The sequence below is a fragment of the Microbacterium pullorum genome (genome assembly GCF_014836535.1).
Classification (GTDB): domain Bacteria; phylum Actinomycetota; class Actinomycetes; order Actinomycetales; family Microbacteriaceae; genus Microbacterium; species Microbacterium pullorum.
Genome location: NZ_JACSQP010000002.1, coordinates 167,104 through 188,396, shown reverse-complemented (window position 1 = coordinate 188,396; position 21,293 = coordinate 167,104). Strand labels below are relative to the sequence as shown.

At 69.0% G+C, this 21,293-nt stretch carries 21 protein-coding genes and 1 other RNA gene; 14 read left to right on the top strand and 8 right to left on the bottom strand.

The window, feature by feature from the left end; translation table 11 throughout:
• Window positions 1-5 precede the first annotated feature (5 nt).
• A complete protein-coding gene (locus H9651_RS03530) occupies window positions 6-1,280 on the bottom strand; it encodes an MFS transporter (RefSeq protein ID WP_191717967.1) in 1,275 nt (424 codons plus the stop codon).
• Between the two features lie 26 nt (window positions 1,281-1,306).
• Between H9651_RS03530 and prfB the strand changes: the two genes are divergently transcribed.
• From prfB to smpB, 8 genes are all read left to right on the top strand, one after another.
• On the top strand, window positions 1,307-2,416 hold the full coding sequence (prfB, locus tag H9651_RS03525; protein ID WP_191717724.1) for a peptide chain release factor 2: 1,110 nt from the start codon (window positions 1,307-1,309) through the stop codon (window positions 2,414-2,416).
• Window positions 2,417-2,525: 109 nt separating this feature from the next.
• Complete coding sequence (locus H9651_RS03520) at window positions 2,526-3,347, top strand: DUF4397 domain-containing protein (protein WP_191717723.1); 822 nt, start codon at window positions 2,526-2,528, stop codon at window positions 3,345-3,347.
• A gap of 1 nt (window position 3,348) precedes the next feature.
• Window positions 3,349-3,990, top strand: coding sequence for a class F sortase (locus H9651_RS03515; protein ID WP_191717722.1), 642 nt, complete (start codon window positions 3,349-3,351; stop codon window positions 3,988-3,990).
• Complete coding sequence (locus H9651_RS03510; RefSeq protein WP_191717721.1) at window positions 3,987-4,580, top strand: sigma-70 family RNA polymerase sigma factor; 594 nt, start codon at window positions 3,987-3,989, stop codon at window positions 4,578-4,580. Before H9651_RS03515 ends, H9651_RS03510 begins: the two co-directional genes overlap by 4 nt.
• Window positions 4,567-5,364, top strand: coding sequence for an anti-sigma factor (locus H9651_RS03505; RefSeq protein WP_191717720.1), 798 nt, complete (start codon window positions 4,567-4,569; stop codon window positions 5,362-5,364). The genes H9651_RS03510 and H9651_RS03505 overlap by 14 nt, the downstream gene beginning before the upstream one ends.
• 80 nt (window positions 5,365-5,444) lie before the next feature.
• Window positions 5,445-6,608, top strand: coding sequence for a cell division ATP-binding protein FtsE (ftsE, locus tag H9651_RS03500; RefSeq protein WP_191717719.1), 1,164 nt, complete (start codon window positions 5,445-5,447; stop codon window positions 6,606-6,608).
• Entirely contained in the window at window positions 6,605-7,519 is a 915-nt protein-coding gene (gene ftsX, locus H9651_RS03495; RefSeq protein WP_191717718.1) for a permease-like cell division protein FtsX, read from the top strand. Before ftsE ends, ftsX begins: the two co-directional genes overlap by 4 nt.
• An 82-nt stretch (window positions 7,520-7,601) precedes the next feature.
• A complete protein-coding gene (gene smpB, locus H9651_RS03490) occupies window positions 7,602-8,078 on the top strand; it encodes an SsrA-binding protein SmpB (protein WP_191717717.1) in 477 nt (158 codons plus the stop codon).
• 3 nt (window positions 8,079-8,081) lie between these two features.
• Here smpB and H9651_RS03485 read toward each other — a convergent pair whose 3' ends face one another.
• Window positions 8,082-8,735, bottom strand: coding sequence for an SIMPL domain-containing protein (locus H9651_RS03485; RefSeq protein WP_191717716.1), 654 nt, complete (start codon window positions 8,733-8,735; stop codon window positions 8,082-8,084).
• Window positions 8,736-8,887: 152 nt separating this feature from the next.
• Between H9651_RS03485 and ssrA the strand changes: the two genes are divergently transcribed.
• Window positions 8,888-9,258: a transfer-messenger RNA gene (gene ssrA / locus H9651_RS03480) on the top strand.
• Window positions 9,259-9,355: 97 nt separating this feature from the next.
• Here the strand turns inward: ssrA and H9651_RS03475 are convergent.
• The gene (locus tag H9651_RS03475) at window positions 9,356-9,640 is read right to left on the bottom strand and encodes a winged helix-turn-helix transcriptional regulator (protein ID WP_191717715.1); all 285 of its coding nucleotides are present in this window, start codon (window positions 9,638-9,640) and stop codon (window positions 9,356-9,358) included.
• The gene (locus tag H9651_RS03470; RefSeq protein ID WP_191717714.1) at window positions 9,637-10,041 is read right to left on the bottom strand and encodes a VOC family protein; all 405 of its coding nucleotides are present in this window, start codon (window positions 10,039-10,041) and stop codon (window positions 9,637-9,639) included. The genes H9651_RS03475 and H9651_RS03470 overlap by 4 nt, the downstream gene beginning before the upstream one ends.
• A gap of 104 nt (window positions 10,042-10,145) precedes the next feature.
• Between H9651_RS03470 and H9651_RS03465 the strand changes: the two genes are divergently transcribed.
• Window positions 10,146-10,373 (top strand): RNA-binding S4 domain-containing protein, encoded by a 228-nt coding sequence (locus tag H9651_RS03465; RefSeq protein ID WP_191717713.1) that lies wholly within the window; start codon window positions 10,146-10,148, stop codon window positions 10,371-10,373.
• 184 nt (window positions 10,374-10,557) lie between these two features.
• Window positions 10,558-11,322, top strand: a complete 765-nt coding sequence (locus H9651_RS03460; protein ID WP_318244745.1) for an HNH endonuclease family protein — start codon at window positions 10,558-10,560, stop codon at window positions 11,320-11,322.
• 14 nt (window positions 11,323-11,336) lie between these two features.
• Here H9651_RS03460 and H9651_RS03455 read toward each other — a convergent pair whose 3' ends face one another.
• On the bottom strand, window positions 11,337-12,098 hold the full coding sequence (locus H9651_RS03455) for a DUF427 domain-containing protein (RefSeq protein WP_225216316.1): 762 nt from the start codon (window positions 12,096-12,098) through the stop codon (window positions 11,337-11,339).
• A 281-nt stretch (window positions 12,099-12,379) separates the two neighbouring features.
• Here H9651_RS03455 and H9651_RS03450 point away from each other — a divergent pair, with 281 nt between their 5' ends.
• From H9651_RS03450 to H9651_RS03440, 3 genes are all read left to right on the top strand, one after another.
• Complete coding sequence (locus H9651_RS03450; protein ID WP_191717711.1) at window positions 12,380-12,907, top strand: pyridoxamine 5'-phosphate oxidase family protein; 528 nt, start codon at window positions 12,380-12,382, stop codon at window positions 12,905-12,907.
• 129 nt (window positions 12,908-13,036) lie between these two features.
• Window positions 13,037-15,415 (top strand): phosphoenolpyruvate synthase, encoded by a 2,379-nt coding sequence (gene ppsA / locus H9651_RS03445; RefSeq protein ID WP_318244744.1) that lies wholly within the window; start codon window positions 13,037-13,039, stop codon window positions 15,413-15,415.
• 76 nt (window positions 15,416-15,491) lie between these two features.
• Window positions 15,492-16,244: a universal stress protein gene (locus tag H9651_RS03440; RefSeq protein WP_191717709.1), complete on the top strand. Its 753-nt coding sequence runs from the start codon at window positions 15,492-15,494 to the stop codon at window positions 16,242-16,244.
• A 59-nt stretch (window positions 16,245-16,303) separates the two neighbouring features.
• Here H9651_RS03440 and H9651_RS03435 read toward each other — a convergent pair whose 3' ends face one another.
• The 3 genes from H9651_RS03435 to H9651_RS03425 all read right to left on the bottom strand — a co-directional run bounded on the left by H9651_RS03435 (window position 16,304) and on the right by H9651_RS03425 (window position 21,288).
• Window positions 16,304-16,960 carry a response regulator gene (locus H9651_RS03435; protein WP_191717708.1) on the bottom strand — a complete coding sequence of 219 codons (657 nt, stop codon included), beginning with the start codon at window positions 16,958-16,960 and terminating at the stop codon, window positions 16,304-16,306.
• Window positions 16,957-18,540 (bottom strand): sensor histidine kinase, encoded by a 1,584-nt coding sequence (locus H9651_RS03430; RefSeq protein ID WP_318244743.1) that lies wholly within the window; start codon window positions 18,538-18,540, stop codon window positions 16,957-16,959. Before H9651_RS03430 ends, H9651_RS03435 begins: the two co-directional genes overlap by 4 nt.
• A 204-nt stretch (window positions 18,541-18,744) precedes the next feature.
• Window positions 18,745-21,288 carry a cation-translocating P-type ATPase gene (locus tag H9651_RS03425; protein WP_191717706.1) on the bottom strand — a complete coding sequence of 848 codons (2,544 nt, stop codon included), beginning with the start codon at window positions 21,286-21,288 and terminating at the stop codon, window positions 18,745-18,747.
• Window positions 21,289-21,293: the final 5 nt, after the last annotated feature.

The window sequence follows — 21,293 nt, the reverse complement described above, 5'->3', positions numbered from 1 at the left end:
CGCGATCACGCGCCCTCGCGGCGCGGCACGAATCGCGGCACCCACCGCACGAACGCCGCGGCACCGACGAGGCCGAGCACACCCATCGCGCCGGCCGCCACCGACAGCGAGAACGCCGCGAGGGCCGAGACGATGAGCGGGGCCGCGGCACCACCGGCATCCGTCAGCGTCCGCCACGACCCCAGATACGGGGCCGGGTCATCTTTCGGCGCGGTGTCGGCGCCGAGGGTCAGCAGGATGCCGCTGGACAGGCCGTTGCCGACCCCCAGCACGGCGGCGAACATGGCGAACCACAGCGCGGCCTGATCGACGTCATGCGTGAACGACAGCGCGAGGAAGCCCGCGCCCATCAGCAGCATCGCCGGCAGCGCCGCCCACAGTCGTCCGAACCGGTCCATCACCTGACCGCTGGCGTAGAACAGCGCGAAGTCGATGGCCCCCGAGATGCCGACGACGAGGGCGATCGTCTGCGCGTCGAGCCCGATCGACACGCCCCACAGCGGCAGCACCACCTGGCGGGCCGAGCGCATCGCCGACAGCGATGCCGCGGCGACCCCCAGTCGCGACAGCACACCGCGATGGCGCCACATGGTGCGGAAGACACCGCCGCGCACGCCGACCGGAATGGCGCCGGTCACCGGCTCACCGGTGTCTTCCACCTCGCGTAGCGGCGCGCCGGGCATGGCGACGGCCGTCTCGGGATCGGGGCCGAACAGCACCAGCAGCACCGTCGAGACGAGACAGGCGGCGAAGAGCCAGACCGAGGCGTGCGGGTCGCCGAACAGGGCCAGGAGCGCCGCCGCGAGGAACGGCCCGATGAACATGCCGAGGCGGAACGTGCCACCCAGCAACGACAGCGCCCGCGCCCGGAAGGCCAGCGGCACACGGGTCGTCATGAACGAATGACGGGCGAGGCCGAATGCCGCAGCGCAGAATCCGATGAGGAACACCGACACCGCCAGCAGCGCGACGCTCGGCGCGAGCAGCAGGCCCGCCACGCCGCCGAGCGCGGCGGTGCCGGCGATGGTCATGGTGAGGCGCTCACCCAGGCGCGCAACGGCCCATCCGGCGGGGATGTTGCCGCACAGCTGACCGACGACGAGGGCGGATGCCACCAGAGCCGCCGTGGGCAGATCGGCTCCGAGGTCGGCGGCGATGATCGGCAGGAGCGGGATCACAGCGCCCTCGCCGACGGCGAACAGCACGGTGGGGCCGTAGATCATCGGGGCGAATCGCCAGAGCGTGCGGGCGATGGGCGCTTCATCATCGCCGATACTCATCGGCATCCACGTTAGTCTGAACTGTCATGCTTGAACTTGATCTTTCCGCCGACATCCAGGCGCTGCGCTCCACCTTCTCCGACATCGAATCGGTGGTGGACGTCGACGCACTCCGGAGCGAGATCGCGCGGCTCTCCGAAGAGGCGGGAGCGCCGAACCTCTGGGATGACGTCGACAAGGCGCAGCAGGTCACCAGCGCCCTGAGCCACCGCCAGAGTGAACTCAAGCGCATCACCGCGATCGAGCGGCGCCTGGACGACCTCGACGTGCTGGTCGAGCTCGCCGTGGAGATGGACGACGAGGACTCCGCCGAAGAGGCCCGCAAGGAGCTCGCCGAGCTCGAGGGCCTCATCGGCCAGCTCGAGGTGCAGACGCTGCTGGACGGCGAGTACGACGACCGCGGCGCCGTCGTGACGATCCGCTCGGGTGCGGGCGGCGACGACGCCACCGACTTCGCCGAGATGCTCATGCGCATGTACCTGCGCTGGGCCGAGCGTCACAAGTACCCCGTGAAGGTGCTCGACATCTCCTACGCCGAGGGTGCCGGCATCAAGTCGGCCACCTTCCAGGTCGACTCGCCCTACGCCTACGGCACGCTGTCGGTCGAAGCCGGCACGCACCGCCTCGCGCGCATCAGCCCGTTCGGCTCCGCCGACAAGCGTCAGACCAGCTTCGCCGCCGTGGAAGTCATCCCGGTCATGGAAGAGGCCAAGGAGGTGGATGTCCCCGAAGGCGACATCCGCGTCGACGTCTTCCGTTCGTCGGGACCCGGTGGGCAGTCGGTCAACACCACCGACTCCGCCGTGCGCATCACGCACATCCCGACCGGCATCGTCGTGTCGATGCAGAACGAGAAGAGCCAGATCCAGAACCGTGCCGTGGCCATGCGGGTGCTCCAGACGCGCCTGCTGCTGCTCAAGCGCGAAGAGGAGGCGGCCAAGAAGAAGGAACTCGCCGGCACCATCACCGCGAGTTGGGGCGATCAGATGCGCTCCTACTTCCTCTACGGCCAGCAGCTGGTGAAGGATCTGCGCACCGGTTACGAGGTGGGTAACCCCGCAGCCGTGTTCGACGGCGATCTCGACGGGCTCATCGCGGCCGGCATCCGCTGGCGCAAGCGCAAGATCGAGGACTGATCTCACCGCAGCCGAAAAAAGTTTCATTCGGCTGCATCCAAATCCACCGCCCGGGCGGAATACCTCTGTGAAGCGCGAAACGGTCGCGCAACACCTGAAGGAGTTCCTCGTGCGTAAGACAATCTCAGCGGGCGTGGTGGTCGGCGCCGTCGCCGCCTTCGCAGCGTTCTCGCCGGCATACGCCATCTCGGAGACCACAGCCGACCTGTCCGTGCTCCACGGCATCCCCGATACACCCGTCGACGTCTACGTCAACGGCGAGCTGACGCTCGACGACTTCCAGCCCGGCGACCTGGCCGGACCTCTCGACCTGCCTGCGGGCGACTACGAGGTCGCGCTGACGGCGACGGATGCCACCGACGATTCGGCCCCGGTGCTCGGACCCATCACCCTGACCCTCGAGGCGAACAAGAGCTACACCGCGGTGGCCCACCTCACCGACGCCGGTGAGCCGTCTGCGACCCTGTTCACCAACGACATCTCCCCGACCGCCGCCGGCGAAGGCCGACTCACGGTGCGTCACGTCGCCGCCGCCCCGGCGGTGGACATCCTCGCCAACGGCTCGGCAGTGGTGAACGGCCTGGTCAACCCCGAAGAGGCGACGTTGAACCTCCCCGCCGGCGTCATTTCGGCAGCAGTGGCGCTGGAAGGCACCACCGACCCCGTGATCGGCCCGGCCGACGTCGACGTGCAGGAAGGCGTGCTGACGATCGCCTACGCGTGGGGCAGCGCAGAAGACGGCAACCTCGCCCTCGCTGTGCAGACGATCACCGGCCTGCACTCCAACCCCGGCGGCGTGAACACCGGCTCTGCCGGCCTCGTCGCCGAGAACCAGCCCATGTGGACCCTCGCTCTCGGCGGTGGCCTGCTGCTGGTGCTGGCAGCCGGCTCCGTCGTGGCGGTGCGCACCGCGACCGCCAAGCGGCGCTGACATGACCGTGTCGCGAGGGCTCAGCGTGGTCGTGCTCGTCACGGCGATGCTGGCCCTCGCGGCCTGCACACCCCCCGGCGCGGAGGGCGGGTCTTCCCCGTCCTCCGCGGTGGTGAGCCCGACGGCACCTCCACCGACCCCCACGGTGGAGGTGCCCATCACCGCGGCCACCCCGCCGCCGGTGCAGGAGCGCGGGGCGGCCCCCACCGCGGTCGTCTCGACAGACCTCGGGATCGACATGCCGGTCGTCCCGGTGGGCGTGCAGGCCGACGGCTCGATGGAGATCCCCGTCGACCCCGCGGTCGCCGGGTGGTACCGCTACGGGCCTGCCCCCGCCGACACCGACGGCACCACGGTGCTCGCCGCCCACGTGGATTCGCGGGTCTACGGCGTCGGACCGCTCGCGCAGCTGCGCGAGGCTCAGCCCGGGCAGACGCTGCAGGTCGCCGACGCCGACGGCGTCATCACCGGTTACACCGTCGAGAGCGTCACCTACATCCCGCGCGCCGAGCTGCCCGTCGACCAATTGTTCGACCGTGAGGGCCCCCGCAGCCTCGTCCTCATCACGTGCGGCGGACAGTTCGACGAGCAGACCCGCACCTACAGCGATAACGTGGTGCTCATCGCCAGGGCGACATCATGACCATCACCCTGGATGCCGCCGACTCCCGAACGCGGAAGGAGAGCCTCATCGACGAGGACGACGCCGAACTCGCCCGACGACTCGCCTCCGGCGACCCCGACGCGCTGAAGACCATGTACGACCGCTGGTCGCGCCTGGTCTACACGCTCGCCGTGCGCTCGCTCGGCGACTTCGCCGAGGCGGAGGACGTCACCCAACGCACCTTCGTGTCGGCGTGGACATCGCGGGCGATGTTCGCCCCCGATCGGGGAAGTCTGGGCGGGTGGGTCGTCGGCATCGCCCGGCGCCGCATCGCGGATGCGCACGAGTCGAGATCACGGGCGGCACGGTTGGAAGAGGCCGTGATGTCCGAAGCGCTTGCGCCGATCGTCGATCCGGTCGACGTCGAAGACAGCCTCGTCATCGCCCACGAGATCGAAGGGCTCGACCCCGATGCCCAGACGGTCATGCGTCTGGCGTTCTACGACGACTTGACCCACGCGCAGATCGCGGAGCGATTGGCCATGCCGCTCGGTACGGTGAAGAGTCACATCCGAAGAAGCCTTGTCCGCCTGCGCACACGATTGGAGGCCGCAGATGTCGCACCTTGACCCCGATGTCGCCGCCCTGATCGCGATGGGAGAAACCGATGCCGGCGTGGCCGAGGACTTCGACCACCTGGCCGGCTGCGCCGAGTGCGCAGACGAGGTGGCCGCCTTCGCCGCCGCCGTCGGCGCCGCCCGCGGCGCCATGGCGCGCGGCCCGCTGCTGACGCCGCCGCCGCGGGTGTGGGATGCCATCAGCGCCGAGGTGAACGGCGCCGCCGCCGATTCGCCGGCACCGGCATCCGCCACGCACTCGGTCGCTCCCGCCACGCACTCCGTCACTCCCGCACCTGAAGTGCACGGCGCGCCGACCCACGTGGTGAGCGGTGCTCACCGCGCGCGTCGCGGTGGCCGCCGGCGGCGCATGCCTTTCGCCCTGGCCTTGGCCGGCGCGCTGGCCGTCGTCGCGGTCGTCGCGGGGGTGTGGATCGTGCGGGATGTCGGCGTGCAGCCGACGATCGTCGCCGAAGCGACCCTCGACCCGTTCCCCGATCACCAGGGCGCACAGGGTGAGGCGGTGCTGGAAGACGTGGACGGCCGCAGCCAGGTCGTGGTCACGCTCGATGCCGCCCTCGCCGACGAGGGGTACCGCGAGGTGTGGCTGATCGCCGAGGACGGTTCGGACCTCGTGAGCCTCGGCGTGCTCGACGGCGACCACGGCACGTTCGACGTGCCCGCGGGCGTCGATCTCGAGCGTTTCCGCCTGGTCGACGTGTCGCAAGAAGCCGACGACGGCGACGCCGCCCACTCGGGCGATTCGATCGTGCGCGGCGCGCTGCAGTCCGCGTGACGGGCGGCGCTGCGCCGATGCGGTGACGCGGGGGTGTCGCTCGCGTCGGGGAGCGGCGTGCCGCTTAGGCTCGACGGGTCATGATCCGGTTCGAGAACGTCACGAAGCGCTATCGCGGCACCAGCAAACCCGCACTCAGCGACGTGGACTTCGAGGTGCAACGCGGCGAGTTCGTGTTCCTCGTCGGCGCGTCGGGTTCGGGTAAGTCCTCGTGCCTGCGCTTGATCCTGCGCGAAGACAGCCCCAGCGAAGGGCGTGTGGTCGTACTCGGCCGCGACCTGCGCACGCTGTCGAACCGCAAGGTGCCCTACTTCCGCCGCCACATCGGCTCGGTGTTCCAGGACTTCCGGCTGCTGCCCAACAAGACGGTCTTCCAGAACGTCGCGTTCACCCTGCAGGTGATCGGCGCCTCCCGCGCGTTCATCCAGCAGGCCGTGCCCGAGGTTCTCGCGCTCGTGGGTCTGGAAGGCAAGCAGAAGCGTCTGCCGCACGAGCTCTCCGGCGGCGAGCAGCAGCGCGTCGCGATCGCCCGCGCGCTGGTGAACCGCCCGCAGATCCTGCTGGCCGATGAGCCCACCGGCAACCTCGATCCTGCGACGTCGGTCGACATCATGCAGCTTCTCGCGCGCATCAACGCCGGCGGCACCACGGTGGTCATGGCCACGCACGAAGCCGCGTTCGTGGACCAGATGCAGCGCCGGGTGATCGAGCTCAGTGGTGGCGTCATGATGCGCGACGAGCGCCACGGCGGCTACGGCGACATCTCGGCCATCCCGACCCTCATGCCCGTCGAGGAGAAGGGCGCGGCGGCCGTCGCCGCCCTTACTGCCGTGCTCGAGCTGCAACGCGAGATCATCGGCACCGCCGGCGGCGACGCGACGCCGCCGACCCAGGATGCCGCCGAGCGCCCGGTGCCGCTGACGGACCTTCTCGCCGCGCCGGCGGACGCGACGCCCTTTCCTGCTCCGGCCGCATCGCTCGCTCCGGCCGCCTCGGGCGAGCCCGCCACCCCGGCCGAGCCCGCCGAACGGCACGCCGCACCCGCCGCGCCGGTCGTTCCCGCGCCGCAGCCGCAGGCCGTGGCATCCGCTCCCGAGACGACGACCGACGGCGCCGAGCCGCCGACGCGCACCAACCCGGTGACGATCGAGCTTCCGCCGGTGGAACTGGACGAACTCGGCCTCGCCGACCGGCTGGGCCTGGGCGGACGATCCGCCGACGACGAAGTGGGGCCGACCTCGTGAGAATCGGACTCATCCTCGGCGAAGCGCTCTCGGGCCTTCGCCGCAACGTCTCGATGGTCATCTCCGTCGTGCTCGTCACCTTCGTCTCGCTCACCTTCGTCGGCGCTGCGATGCTCATGCAGATGCAGATCGGCAAGATGCAGGACTACTGGGTCGATCGGGCCCAGGTCGCCGTCTACATGTGCACGAGCAACTCGCCAGCCCCCACGTGTGTCGACGGAGTCGCCTCCGAGGAGCAGGTCGCCCTCGTGCAGGAGAAGCTCGACAGCGCGGCGCTGGCGCCGCTCATCCGCGATGCCCGATTCGAGACGCAGGACGAGGCCTACCAGAACGTCATCGACCTGCTCGGCGAGGACTACGCCAGCATCGTCACGGCTGACCAGCTCAACCAGACCTTCTGGATCAACCTCGTCGACCAGTCGCAGTCGGAGGTGATCATCGAAGCCTTCGGCGGGATGGCCGGCGTGGAGGAGGTCGCCGACCAGCTGCAGTATCTCGATCCGCTGTTCTCGGCGCTGACGGTGGCGACCTACCTCGCCGTCGGTATCGCCTCGCTCATGCTGGTCGCGGCGGTGCTGCTCATCGCCACCACCATCCGTCTGTCGGCATATGCCCGACGGCGAGAGCTCGGCATCATGCGCCTCGTGGGCGCGTCGAACCGGTTCATCCAAACGCCGTTCATCCTCGAGGGTGTGTTCGCGGCGTTCATCGGCTCGCTGCTCGCGTGCGGGGCGATCATCGCGGGCGTGCAGTTCGGTGTGAACGACTACCTGCGAGGTCGCGTGGAATTCGTCACGACCTGGGTCGATCTGGGAGACACCGCCGTGGTGCTGCCCATCGTGATTCTGATCGGCGTCGTGCTCGCAGCCGTGTCGGCCGGTTTCGCCATCCGTCGTTGGCTGCGCACGTAGCATCCACCGCCGGCGAGGCCATCGGACCCGCTATGCTGGTGGGCTGCCGTGCGCCCGTCGCGGCTGACCTAGAGGAGTGATCATGCCCAGGGAACGCGGGGAGAAGGTCATCGCGACCAATCGTCGCGCGCGCCACGACTACGCCATCGAGAAGACGTACGAGGCGGGCCTGGTGCTCACCGGTACCGAGGTGAAGTCGCTGCGCCAGGGGCGTGCGAACCTCACCGACGGTTACGCGTACATCGACGGGGGAGAGGCGTTCCTCGATTCCGTGCACATTCCGGAGTACTCGCAGGGTCACTGGACCAACCACGCCTCCAAGCGCACCCGCAAGCTGCTGCTGCACAAGGACGAGATCGTGAAGATCTCGCACGCCGTGTCGGCGGGCGGCTACACGCTGGTGCCGCTGCGGCTGTACTTCTCCGACGGCCGCGCCAAGGTCGAGATCGCCGTCGCGAAGGGTAAGCGCGAGTTCGAGAAGCGCCAGACCATCCGCGAGCGTGAGGACAAGCGCGAGGCCGAACGGGCGATGCGTTCGCGCAACCGTCTCGGCGACTGAGCCTCAGCGCGCGCTGAATCGGGCTTCGACGGCGGCACTCACCACGATGTCGTCGGGCTGGAACTGCAGTCCGGGGGCACCGGAGTCGGCCATGAACGCCGCAGGCATCATGCCGGCGGGCTGGCTCGGATCGGGGCGCGGCACCAGCAGCCCGACATCGGCGATTTCGAGCGGGGTGACTGCGGCCAGGCCCAGCGCCGTGGCGTACGCCGTGGCGCGCTCCACAGCGATGCCGACCGCTTCGGATGCCACCTCGCGCTCAACCGCGACGCGGGTGGCGGGGGTGAGATGCCATTGGACGTCGCCGATCTGCACGCCGTCGCGTTCCGCAGCGTCTGCGACCCACGAGGAGAGCGCGGCGATGTCGTCGAACGTGGCGCTGAGGTCGACGGTGGCGTGGTGGACGGGCGCGAGTCGGCGGCCGTCGCTCCACGGGCGTTCCGACCACACCGACACCCGCTTGCTCGACCACTCCACGACGCCGGCGCCCACGCGCGCGGCGAGGTCGCTCGAGACGGGGTCGGCCAGCACGGCGATGCGCTCCACGACCTCGGGGCGGTCGGGGCCCTCGGTGGTCACGCTGAGAGTGACCAGAGCCTGCTCGGGGGTGACGCGGCGTTCATGCTCGCCGCGGACGGTGATGATGACCTCGCTCATGCTGTGACTCTACGCGGCGGCACCGACGCGGCGGCGGAGCCCGCGGAATAGCGAGTCGATGGCATCCGTTGTAGGCTGTGATGCTCGGGTACCCCGGTACTCGATTGGCAACTCCACAGCGTGACGACGGTTCCTTCGAAAGAGGGGTTCACGGGGATGATCGGTTTCGACATCGCCTGAGTCTCTGCGAGAAGCGGGCCGAGGATGCAGGGTTATCTCGTTAACGATCCCCGCAAAACCAATAAGTGCCGAATCCAAGCGCACTGACTTCGCCCTCGCTGCGTAAGCGAGCCCGATAGTCCGTCAGACCGTGTGTGATTCCGACACGGACCCTGGCGTCATCTAGGAATCTTGCTGTGTGACGGCGTCTGGACGTCACGCGGGACTTTTCCCAGGCTGGGCTTGTCGACTTAGGTGTCTGTGACAAAGGTCGGAGCCGAGCAGAACGTCTTCACAGACTGCGCCCGGAGAAAACGCAGTATCCCAGCGATGGACGGGGGTTCGATTCCCCCCATCTCCACAACACCGTCGTCACGGAACGAAGAGGCTCAGGACCCGCGCAGATCTGCGGATCCTGAGCCTCTTTTCTGTGTTCCGGCATGGGTGGCATGTGCCGAGCGTCATGGCGGACTGTCGGCGCCCCAGCGTTCGAGAGCGACGATCGCCTCGCGCAGGGCGAATCCGCGATCGGTCAGTGCGTAGGCCCGGGTGTTGTGCTTGAGGGGGAGGCGGGTGAGCACGCCCGCTGACTCGAGTTCGCGAAGACGGGTGGCGAGCACGTTCGTGCCCACGTCGAGGTCGCGCTGCAGATCTCCGTAGCGCTGCGGCCCGTGGAGCAGGCGCTCCACGATGAGCAGCGCCCACCGTGCTCCGACGATGTCGAGGGCTGCGGCGAGGTCGTTCACGCGGATGGATCGGCATCCGGCTTCATCCAGAACGGCGAGTAGTGGTAGCCGTCGGGGTCGTCGAACTGGCGCTGATACATGAAGGGGTAGTCGTCGGTGTCGCCGATGCGGCCGCCGGCGGCCCCCGCGCGGTCGACGAGGTCGTCGACGGCCTCGCGGCTACCGAGGTCGAACGAGACCGTGACCTTCGAGGGGGTGTCGGGCCCGCCGATGAGATCGTCGACGCCGCCGACGGCGGCATACATCTCGCGGCTGCCGAGCATGACGTACTGCTCGGGCGCGATCGCGAAGCACGACACATTGTGGTCGGACATCTCAGCATTGAGCGTCCAGCCGAGCGCGGAGTAGAAGGCAGTCGCCCGGTCGACGCTCTCGACCGGGCAGGTGATGAAGAGGCTCATGCGGCAGATGCTTTCAAAATAGAAGTGCCGAGTCAAGACCCATGATGGTCACACCCGAGAAGCATCGACCTGCCGGCGCGTCGCCGGTCGCCTAACCTTGAGGAATGAGCAATCCGGGTGCGATCGAAGACGTCTCGATCGGTGGCGAGTCCATCAGGCTCGGTCAGTTCCTCAAGTTCGCCAGCGTCCTCGACAGTGGGGGCGATGTGAAAGAAGCCATCATCGACGGCTTCGTCACGGTCAACGGCGAGGTCGATCGCCGTCGTGGCCGGCAGCTGCAGATCGGCGACGTCGTCGGCTTCGAGGAGCGCCGCGTGCGGGTCGCACGCTAGCGGGGGATTAGGCATCGCGGGGCGTCCTCGCCTGACTCGTGGCGGGGCACGCTGCCGCTGTCTGGGCCGGCCGATAGGCTGAGCGTTCCGGCGGAGCCGCCCCCGCGAACCGAATCGCCGCTCGCCCGCCGTCCCGACGTCCGAGCCCCGTGCTCGCCCTCATCCGCCCGAAGGATGCCTCATCGTGTCTCAGCCCCCTCGCGCGCGCCTGCGCTCCACCGTCGTCTGGATGTGGGGTCTCGTCGCCGCCGTCGCTCTCGGCATCGGCGTGATGGTGGTGCCGACGCTCTCGGTCGCCGACGGGGACCTTTCGCTGACGCCGCCCATCGAGACCGTCCTCACCCCGTCAGATCCGGCGGATGTCGCCGGGCAGACAGCGCGGGAGGTGCTGGCGACCCTGCAGGTGAAGGGCCGTGCGCCGCAGACGGGATACGACCGTGACGAGTTCGGGCAGCGCTGGGCCGACGTCGACCGCAACGGCTGTGACACCCGCAACGACATCCTCGCCCGCGACCTCACCCAAGCGACGCTCGCGGGACCGTGCAAGGTCGTCAGCGGCACGCTGCTCGACCCGTTCACGGGGCAGACCATCCCGTTCGTGCGCGGCCAGGACACCTCGGCCGAGGTGCAGATCGACCACGTCGTGGCGCTGTCGGATGCCTGGCAGAAGGGAGCCCAGCAGCTCACCGCCGAACAGCGCACCTCGTTCGCGAACGATCCGCTGAACCTCCTCGCAGTCGAGGGCCGGGCCAACGCGGAGAAGGGCGACGGCGACGCGGCCACCTGGCTGCCGGTGAACACGACGTTCCGGTGCGCGTACGTCGCCCGGCAGGTCGCGGTCAAAGCGGTCTACGGGCTGTGGGTGACCCAGGCCGAGCACGACGCGATCGCGCGCATCCTCGAGGCCTGCCCCCACGAGCCGGTCCCCGCGCCCGTGGACGCGCACTGACCGCCGGCATCCGGTCAGCCCACCCGCACGCTCACGCGGTCGTCGTAGAAGCAGATCATCTCGCGCACCGGTCCACCGTCGTGGAGCGGATGACGGTAGGTCCACGCCGCATCCTGGATCACAGTGCCGTGGACCCGCGCCGAGAAGTAGGACGCCTGACCCTTGTACGCGCAGACGGTGGAGGTGGGCGAGGGCTCCAGACGTTCCAGGCGCACGTCGTCGGGCGGCAGGTACCACCGCGGCGGGAGATGTGTCTCGAGCAGCAGGATGGGATGCCGCGAGTCGGCGAGCACCACGTCTCCCACCGACACCACGACGTGACGGTCGGAGCGCAGGCAGTCGATCCGCTGGAACGGATCGTGCGGGTGTGCGACGACGACCTGCTGCTCCTCGATCCACTCCGCCATCGCGGCCCAATCGATGATGGCGAAGTCGGCGAGATCGGGATCGTCCAGCGTGAACGCGGCATCGACGAGAGGCCCGCCCGCAGTGAGCAGGGTCCACGCCGTGCCGGGCGTCGTGTGCATCGCGAAGGCGTCGTCGGGGTCGAGCCACGGCCGGGGCGGCGCGACCGGGCTGATCGCGCGCGGATCGGTCAGCGGCACCTGGAAGTGCGCGATCGGAACGGCGTAGGAGGGCACGACCCGGTGCGGCTCCCACACCAGCCGCGCCGACATCGAATCGGCGATCGTCTCTCCGGCCGCTCTCGCCCGCACCCGCCGACGTGCCTCCGCCCAGCGCAGCGACCCGAGCTGCGACATCGACCATTCGTCCATCCCCAGAGCCATCTGCCCATGGTCCACCCGGCGTCGTCACGGCGGAAGAGCAGAGCGCAACGGTCGGGCGAGACCGTCGCGCCGGAGTGCAGGATCGGCGGGACGTTCGTCCCGTGCATCTGCCCTGCGACACGCTGTGCTGAGAGTGCGCGCGCCAGAAGCAGCTTCGTCGACGAGCGCGTGAAGACTCGTCGAACGTCGACATCGAGACCGAGTGACGGTAAGACATGCCCAACGATGCCAACCCTCATCCACCGGGGGATGACCGCAGCCGACCGACCGTGGAGAAGCTGTCCATCGCGGAGTGCTGGCGGCTGCTCGAAGCCCAGAAGCTGGGCCGCATGGCCGTGGACGGAGTCGATGGGGCGCCAGACGTCTTCCCGGTGAACTTCCTCGTCCTCGACGGCTCGGTGTTCATCCGGTCCGGGCCCGGCTCGAAGCTCGATGACATCGCGGCGCACCCCGCTGCAGCGTTCGAGGTCGACGGGGAAAGCGTCACATTCCGGTGGAGCGTGGTCGTGCGCGGAACCGCCCAGCGGTGGGAAACAGGAACGGCGCTCGAAGATCTCGGACATCGCGTCCTCGTATCCTTTCACCCGACGCCCAAGCAGAGCATCATCCAACTGGTACCCGCGACCATCACCGGTCGCCGATTCCGCAGACGGCCCTCCGACGCCGACCCCGATTTCAGGCAGCCCCGGTACACCGAGCGCGCTCCCGTTTCGTCGGGGGAAGCACGCCCGGCATCTGCGGGCGCCAAACCCATCGCGATCCCGCATTTCCCGCCACGGCGTGCCGACCGGCCGTGAGGATCGCGGCTGTCATCGGCCCGTCGCAGGCGCGGGACTTTCGACCCGGCACGCAGCCTTCGGCCGCGCGAGGGTGGATGCGATGGTCGCTCGATGCCTGCGCGACATCTCATCGGTGAGAGGAACCCCGTGAACTTCGTGCTCGCTTTTCGTGACATCTCCATGACGGACCTCCCGAGAGTGGGGGGGAAGAACGCCTCGCTGGGGGAGATGGTGTCGCAGTTGGCGACTGCGGGAGTCCACGTGCCAGACGGATATGCCACCACAGCGGACGCCTATCGTGTGTTCTTGCAGCATGACCGGCTGCACATGCGTATCCGTGAACGGCTCGGGGGGCTGGACAGGGAGGATGTCGCCGCCCTCACCGAGGCGGGCGAGGAGATCCGGGGGTGGGTGCGGCGACAGCCCTTTCCGGCGGATCTGGCCGAACAGATTCGCATGGCGCATGTCGCGCTCGTCGCGGCGCAGCCCGATCCCGAGGTGACGTGGGCGGTGCGGTCGTCGGCGACCGCCGAAGACCTGCCTGATGCCTCCTTCGCCGGCCAGCAGGAAACGTACCTGCACATCGCCGGTGTCGACAGCATCCTCGATGCGATCCGCAACGTCTACGCGTCCCTGTTCACCGACAGGGCCATCGTCTACCGCGCTCAGCACGGCTTCGCGGACGAAGCGGTTGCCATCTCCGCCGGAATCCAACGGATGGTGCGCTCCGATGTGGGCTCTTCCGGCGTGATGTTCACCGTCGACACCGAATCGGGGTTCGACCAGGTCGTGCTGGTCACGAGTGCCTACGGCCTGGGGGAGACAGTCGTACAGGGCGCGGTGGATCCCGACGAGTTCTGCGTGTACAAGCCGGCTCTCCTGTGCGGACGCCCCGCCATCGTCAAACGGGAAGTCGGTGCGAAGAAGATCGCCCTGCGTTTCGGTGACACCACCGACGTCGGCTCCAGCACCATCACCGTCGATGTGCCGAACGCGGATCGAGCCCGGTTCAGTCTGAGCGATGCGGATGTGCAGGAGCTGGCGCGCCAGGGGCTCAAGATCGAGGCGCACTATGGCCGACAGATGGATATCGAATGGGCCAAGGACGGGGTCACCGGGGAGCTGTTCATCGTTCAGGCCAGACCCGAAACGACGGTCGCGCGTCGCACCGGCGGCGCGCTGAAGCACTTCACGCTCGACGACAGCGGTGAGCCGTTGGCGACGGGGCGTGCCGTCGGCAACGGAGTCGGCATCGGCACTGCTCGCGTCCTCCATGATCTGGCCGGCATGTCGTCCTTTCAGGAGGGCGACGTGCTGGTCGCGGAGAGAACCGATCCGGACTGGGAGCCGATCATGCGCAAGGCCTCGGCGATCGTCACCGATCACGGCGGCCGCACCTGCCACGCTGCGATCGTCGCTCGCGAGCTCGGCATTCCCGCGGTGGTCGGAGCGGGGAACGCGACCCTCGTCGTCGCCGACGGTGCGACGGTGACGGTGTCGTGCGCCGAAGGCGACGATGGCCACATCTACGAAGGAGCGCGACGCTTCGAGGTTGTCGAAACCGACGTGCAGTCCATGCCGGAGCCGCCCGCACAGCTCATGCTGAACGTCGCCATCCCCGACCAGGCTTACTCTCTCGCGCGTCTGCCGAACCACGGTGTGGGCTTGGCCCGTCTCGAGTTCATCATCAACACAATGATCGGGATCCACCCGCGCGCGCTCGCCGACGTCACGAGCCTGCCCGAAGAGGTGCGAGCCGAGGTGTTGGCGCGAACGGCGGCATATCCGTCGCCCCGGGACTTTTTCGTGCACCGCATCATCGAAGGCGTCGCAACGATCGCGGCCGCGTTCGGCCCGAAGCCGGTGATCGTCAGGCTCAGTGATTTCAAGAGCAACGAGTACGCCGGCCTGCTCGGGGGCGATCTCTTCGAGCCCGAGGAGGAGAACCCGATGCTCGGATGGCGTGGCGCGTCCCGCTACACCACCCCGAGCTTCGCCGAGTGCTTCGCCATGGAATGCGAGGCGCTTCGGTACGTGCGTGACGAGATGGGGTTGACGAACCTCGAGGTCATGGTGCCGTTCGTGCGCACCGTTTCGGAGGCGACGCAGACCATTGATGCGATGGCGGCGCACGGCCTGCGTCGGGGCGTCAACGGACTCGAGGTGATGATGATGTGCGAGATCCCGTCCAACGCGCTTCTCGCCGACCTGTTCCTCGAGCACTTCGACGGATTCTCGATCGGATCCAACGACCTCACACAGCTGACGCTCGGCGTCGACCGGGACAGCGAGTTGGTCGCGGCCTCCTTCGACGAACGCGACGGCGCGGTCCTCGCGCTCCTCGGGATGGCGATCGATGCCTGCAACCGGCTCGGCAAGTATGTGGGAATCTGCGGCCAGGGGCCGTCGGATCATCTCGATCTCGCCCGATGGCTGATCGACCGCGGCATCCAGTCGATGTCGCTCAACGCGGATGCCATCGTTCCCACCTGGCTGGAGCTCGCGGCGGTCACCGAGCGGGTGTGACCGCTCCGCCCGCACCGGCGCCAGCTGCACCTCGCACCGTGAGCCGCAGACGAGAGGGACCGCGTCAGGAGGCCTCATGGAGCGCGTGGTAGTGGGTTTCGACGGGAGTCCGGCGTCCGTCGCGGCGCTGCACTGGGCTACCGCGCGTGCCGCTCTCGTGCCCACCGCCGTCGACATCGTGGAAGTCGTCCAGCCGTCGGGGCGCAGCGGGGGAGGAGCGGTGGAGACCCTCGCGCACCTCGCGCAGGGAGCGGACCTCGTGGTCGCCGGACTCGACACCGGTCACCCTCTGCGTGCCGCCCTCGCCGGCTGGGTCCCCTGGCAGCTGGTCGCCGATGTGGAAGCAGCGGTGTGTCTGGTGCCCGCCGACTGGACAGAGGGGGGCGACCCGGTGACGGTGGGGATCGTCGATGACTCCCCTCGGCAACCGGCTCTCGAGTTCGCGTCGAGGCAAGCCCGACTCACCTCGACCGGGCTGCGTCTCGTGCACTCGTGGCTCATGCCGACACCCGTCGCCCGCGGCTCTGCGACAGCGCTGGGCACGACGAACGAGGAACCCGCGCGTCATCGGCGGATCCTCGACAACGCCGCCGAACGTCTTGCTCCCCAGGCGGTGACGATGGAGATACTCAGCGAGCTCGTCCGTGACACCCCGTCAGCCGCGCTGCTCTCGTTCTCGGGACACTCCTCCATGCTGGTGCTCGGAACGCACCGCCGGGGGCCGCTGTCGTTCGCTCTGCTCGGATCGATCGTGCAGGACATCCTGTGGCGCGCGGATTGTCCGGTGTGCGTCGTGCCGGCGGGCCCCGAGGACGCGACAACCCTCTGAGCGGGCCCGTCGCAGCGCGGCCAACCCGGTTCGCGCTCGCCGCCTGTCCGCACCCCCGCTCATGTGAGGCGGTCGCGCGCGTCAGACGGTGCGCCATGGGCCAGCTGGAACACCGCCGCCTGCGAGCGACGCTCGAGACCCAGCTTGGTCAACAGCGAGGACACGTAGTTCTTCACCGTCTTCTCGGCCAGCCCGAGGTGCTCGCCGATCTGGCGGTTCGTCAATCCGTCGGCGATGAGGCGCAGGATCTGCCGCTCCCGCAGCCCGAGCGATCCCAAACGCGGATCGTCGTCGATGCTCTGCCGCACGCGAAGCTTCGCGGCCGCGACGGTCCGGGAATCCAGAAGGCTCCGGCCGGCGGCGACGATGCGGATGGCGTCGACCAGCTTCGAACCGCCGACATCTTTCAGCACGTATCCGGCCGCGCCCGCCAGGACGGCTGCGGAGACGGCGGTGTCGTCGTCATAGGCCGTCAAGATGAGGCAGGCCACCTGAGGCAGAGACGACCGCACCCGGCGACACACATCGATGCCACTGCCATCCGGCAGCCGCACGTCGAGCACCGCGACGTGCGGTGTCGTCGCTTGGATCCGGCCCAGGGCCTGCCGAGCAGTCGCGGCTTCCCCGCACACGCGCATGTCGGGTTGCGCGTGGATGAGTCCTGCAAGACCACGTCGCACCACTTCGTGGTCGTCCACGAGGAACACCTCGATCATCCGCGGTCTCCGTGCCCACCTGCTGCGGGGCTCGTCGTCCGCGCGGTCCAGGTGGCTGTCGTGCCGGACCGGCTGCTCTGCACATCGAAGGCACCGCCGTGGCCCAGCGCGCGCTCCTCGAGGTTGACCAGGCCCCGCCGGTGGCCACCGGACCCCATCCCCGCCCCGTCGTCGGCCACCACGACGGAGACGACACCCTCCGCCACCGCCACCTCGATGGAGATGTGGGTGGCATCGGCATGCTTGATCGCGTTGCTCAGCAGCTCACGCGCGGCAGCGACGACGTCTGTACCCAGGTCGCCGCGCACGAGGTGGTCCACCGGCCCCGTGAAGCGGATCGCCGGTGGCCGCCTCGTCTCGGCGGAGAGTTCACCCAGTACGTCCAAGAGCTGATGGCGCAGCGAGGTCTCATCGCGCTGCGACAAAGCGAAGACGACGGTACGGATCTGAGTGATCGCCTCGTCGATCTGGTCGATGGCGTCGTGGATGGTGTTCGTCTCCGCGCCCGGGCCCAGTCGGCCGGACACGCTCTGCAGCCCGAGCCCGGCGCCGAAGAGCTGCTGGATGACGTGGTCGTGCAGGTCGCGCGCGATACGACGGCGGTCGTCCGCGAGGAGGGCTCGCTGCCCGTCCTCTCTGGCCCTGGCCAATTCGAGGGCGTAACTGGCTTGCGACGCGAGGTCTCCCGCCCCTTCCATCTCCGCCGCTGAGAACCGCGGCTGGTCGGGCCGACGCGCGAGGGTGAGCAGCCCCCACAGCCGGGTTTCGTGACGCAGGGGGATCACCGCAGAAGGACCGACGAAGCCGCCGTCGTCGACGAGCAGCCCGTCCGTATCCTCCGCCACGCGCCGCCCGAAGGCGTGCGGAGAGGCATCGTCCAGACGGCCGTCGAACACCGGCGACGTCGGGCTGACGACCGCGCCGAGTCGGGTGGCCTCTCCTGCGCCTCTGAACGCGGCGACCCGCAGATTCTCCCCATCGCCGCCCAAGAGCAGGACGGCGACGCTCGTCGCGTCCGCGACGTGGAAGACGCGCGTGGCGATGAGGTCGAACGATGTCGTGAGGGGCATCGATGCCAGCGCCGGCACCAGGTCGGCGGCCGCCGTCGCCCACCGCCGGCGCGCCTCGGTGTCGGCGAACAACCGCGCATTGTCGATAGCGAACCCCGACGTCGCCGCGAGCGCGCTCAAGAGCTGTTCGTCCTCGTCGGTGAACGCGTCATCGCGGCTGCTCGTCAGGTAGAAGGTGCCGAAGACCTCCCCCCGGATGCGGATCGGCACAGCCAACGCAGACGTCCTCGCGGGCAGCGGTGGGGAATCGCCTGAAACGTACGCATGACGGGACACGTCCGTCAGCCGAACGGGGCTCGGATCGGCGATGAGGGCGTGCAGCACCTCGTCGCACGCGGAGAGGTGCCCGACAGCGGCCGCCTCTTCGCTCGTCATGCCGACGGTGATGAACCGCTCGAGCCCGTCCCTTTCCGGGGCGAGGACACCCAGGGCGCCGTACTCCGCGTCAACCAGTTCGGTCGCGGCGAGGACTGCTCGTCGCAATACCTCGGACAGTTCGATCTGCTCCACGACCGTCTGATTCGCCTGTAACAGCGACCGCAACCGACCTTGGGTGCGCATGACGACGTCAGCTTGGGTCAGAAGTTTCGTGATGGCGTCATCCAGGCTGGTGCGGGGACTGTCGGGGAATGACAAGATGCCGTCGCCGGCCATGCGTCACCTCCGCTGATGCTCCGCTGTCAGGTTAGGTGCGAGGGCCCATCCACGCCAGGGTCAGCCTGCGCCGCGGGCGGCCCTGCGGCGAGCCAGATGCTTCGCGAGGCCGTCCACACCCACGATCGCGGGGACCGCCGTGAGGGCAATCCCCCAGCCGAGCGGCGGCGGCCAGGTGCCGCCCAGCAACTCGGCCATGAACGGCACGGCCAAGAAGATGAGCAGGAGGACGAGCTGGGCGAGAACGGCGTACGTCACGAGGGGATTGCCGCGCAGCGGAACCCGCCACACCGGCCGGCGCGCGCTGCGGCACGCGTAGGCGTTCGCGGCCTGGCCCAGCACGATCGCGGCAAAGGCGGTGCCGGATGCCGCTGACAGCAGCGCCGCATCGGGAAGTTCGCCCAGCGACCACCCACCAGCGATCAGGACGACGAGGAACCCGCTCATCGCGATGACCGCCTCCGTCGGCCCCAGAACGAGAAACGCGCGCAGGAGGAGCGGGCGGTCCACCACGCCGCGTCGTCGCCGCCCGCTCATGGCTTCGGCGCGTGCGGGCTCCGCGCCCAGCGCCAGTGCGGGAAGCATGTCGCTCGCGATGTCGAGGGCGAGCACCTGCAAGACCCCGATCGCGAGGGGCACAGCGCCGCCGGACAGCGCCCACACGGCGAACGGCGCGAGTTCGGCGACATTGTCGGTGAGGTGGTAGGTCAGGAAGCGCCGCACATTCTGAACCGTCGCGCGTCCCAACGCGATCGCCACCACGATGGTGGCGAAATGGTCATCGAGGAGCACAGCATCCGCTGCTTCCCTCGCGACGTCGCTGCCGTTGGCACCCATCGCTATGCCGACGTCGGCTTCGCGAAGGGCAGGCGCGTCGTTCACACCGTCGCCGGTCATCGCCACGACGTGTCCATGACCGCGCAGGGCGCGGGCGATGCGGAACTTGTCAGCCGGGGTGGCCCGCGCAACCACCACCCCGTCGTCATGATCGATGGCGTCGGCGAGAGCGGTGTCGTCGGCGGGGAGGCTGGGGCCGTCGAGGACGACACCCCGCGGGCCGAGCAGCCCGACTTGACGCGCGATCGCCGCTGCGGTGCGGGGATGGTCGCCGGTGAGCATCGCGATGCGGATTCCCGCCTCGCGGCAGGTGTGCAGCGCGGCTTCGACGCCGGGTCGCGGCGGATCCTGGATGGCGAGGAGACCGCGCAGCGCGAGTCCGTGTTCCCCCTCTGCGGCCATCGCCCCGTCCCACTCGCGCGACGCCACCGCGAGAATCCTGAGCCCCTCACCAGAGAGGCGACCCAGTTCGTCCCTCATCTCCTGCGATACCGATTCGCATCGGCTGAAGACGGATTCCGGGGCGCCGAGCACGGACACGATCGCGCCATCCAGCGAGGAGCTGATCATCCGGTCCGCAGTGTAGGGGGTGCGGTCTCCCGCCGGCTCCGCTGCGCCCCCGGTGCGCAGCACGAGGGCGTGGATCGCGGCGTCCAGGGGATCGCCCTGCGCGACCCACTGCGTGCCCTGTGCCACCGCGCGACCCGTCACGCATCGCAGCGCCGCCGCTGCGATGCCGCCCACGAGGTCCGTCGCCTCGGGGGGACCGATCACAGAGGCGACGGGATCGTAGCCATCTCCGGCGATATCGACCGTGCCCTGCACGGTGACGACCGAAACGACGTTCATCCGGTTCTGCGTCAACGTCCCGGTCTTGTCCGTGCAGATGAACGTCGTGGCGCCCAGCGTCTCCACGGCATCCAGACGACGCACGAGTGCGTTGCTCTCGGCCATCTGCTCCGCACCCCGCGCCAACGACAGGGTGACGGTGGGCAGCAGTCCTTCCGGCACCAGGGCGACGGCCACGCCGACGGCGAAGATGAACGCATCCGTCACGGGCAGGCCGAGCACGAGGGCCGCTGCGCCGAGCAGCACGCCGGTTGCGCCTGCGATGAGGGCGACGACGCGGACGACCCGGTTGAGCTGGAGTGTGAGGGGCGACGGGGGACGCGTCGCCGACGCGCTCAGCCGATCGATCGCAGCCAGTGCCGTCTGTGCGCCCGTGCTGGCGACGACCGCGCGTGCCTCGCCTTGAACGACGAATGTTCCGCCGAGCAGCGCGTCGCCGGCGACACGGGGCACGGGCATGCTCTCTCCGGTGACCATCGACTCGTCCAGTTCGAGGTCGTCGGCGTCGATGACCTCGAGATCAGCCGCGACGCGGTCACCCGCACTCAGGACGACGAGATCCTGCGGTACGAGGTCGGCCGCGGGGATCTCGCACTCGACACCGCCGCGGATCACGCGCGTCGACGCCGGCAGAAGGTCGCGCAGGCGCTCGGCCGAGCGGTCGGCCCGGAACTCCTGGGCGAAGGCGAAGGTGGCGTTCAGCACCACGATCACCACGATGGCGATGGCCAGCGGGACCGTTCCGGCAAGAAGCGCAAGCCCAGCCGCGACCCAGAGCAGGACGGCCAGCAGATGGGTGAGCTGGTGCAGGAACAGGCGCCAAGGCGGGACTTTCGCGCGCCGCGCGACGACGTTCGGTCCGAAGCGGCGCATTCGCTCGGAGACCTCGCCCGGGGAGAGCCCTGTCATCGTCGACATGGACG

Coding starts and splice junctions, on each gene's coding strand:
- H9651_RS03470 (WP_191717714.1), bottom strand. CDS start 10,041: ATGAGCCTCTTCATCACCTGCCCGGTCGAGAGCGTCGACCGGGCGACT.
- H9651_RS03505 (WP_191717720.1), top strand. CDS start 4,567: ATGTCGCACCTTGACCCCGATGTCGCCGCCCTGATCGCGATGGGAGAA.
- H9651_RS03440 (WP_191717709.1), top strand. CDS start 15,492: ATGGAGCGCGTGGTAGTGGGTTTCGACGGGAGTCCGGCGTCCGTCGCG.
- H9651_RS03510 (WP_191717721.1), top strand. CDS start 3,987: ATGACCATCACCCTGGATGCCGCCGACTCCCGAACGCGGAAGGAGAGC.
- prfB (WP_191717724.1), top strand. CDS start 1,307: ATGCTTGAACTTGATCTTTCCGCCGACATCCAGGCGCTGCGCTCCACC.
- H9651_RS03465 (WP_191717713.1), top strand. CDS start 10,146: ATGAGCAATCCGGGTGCGATCGAAGACGTCTCGATCGGTGGCGAGTCC.
- ftsE (WP_191717719.1), top strand. CDS start 5,445: ATGATCCGGTTCGAGAACGTCACGAAGCGCTATCGCGGCACCAGCAAA.
- H9651_RS03515 (WP_191717722.1), top strand. CDS start 3,349: ATGACCGTGTCGCGAGGGCTCAGCGTGGTCGTGCTCGTCACGGCGATG.
- smpB (WP_191717717.1), top strand. CDS start 7,602: ATGCCCAGGGAACGCGGGGAGAAGGTCATCGCGACCAATCGTCGCGCG.
- H9651_RS03455 (WP_225216316.1), bottom strand. CDS start 12,098: ATGGACGAATGGTCGATGTCGCAGCTCGGGTCGCTGCGCTGGGCGGAG.
- H9651_RS03485 (WP_191717716.1), bottom strand. CDS start 8,735: ATGAGCGAGGTCATCATCACCGTCCGCGGCGAGCATGAACGCCGCGTC.
- H9651_RS03530 (WP_191717967.1), bottom strand. CDS start 1,280: ATGAGTATCGGCGATGATGAAGCGCCCATCGCCCGCACGCTCTGGCGA.
- H9651_RS03425 (WP_191717706.1), bottom strand. CDS start 21,288: ATGTCGACGATGACAGGGCTCTCCCCGGGCGAGGTCTCCGAGCGAATG.
- H9651_RS03435 (WP_191717708.1), bottom strand. CDS start 16,960: ATGATCGAGGTGTTCCTCGTGGACGACCACGAAGTGGTGCGACGTGGT.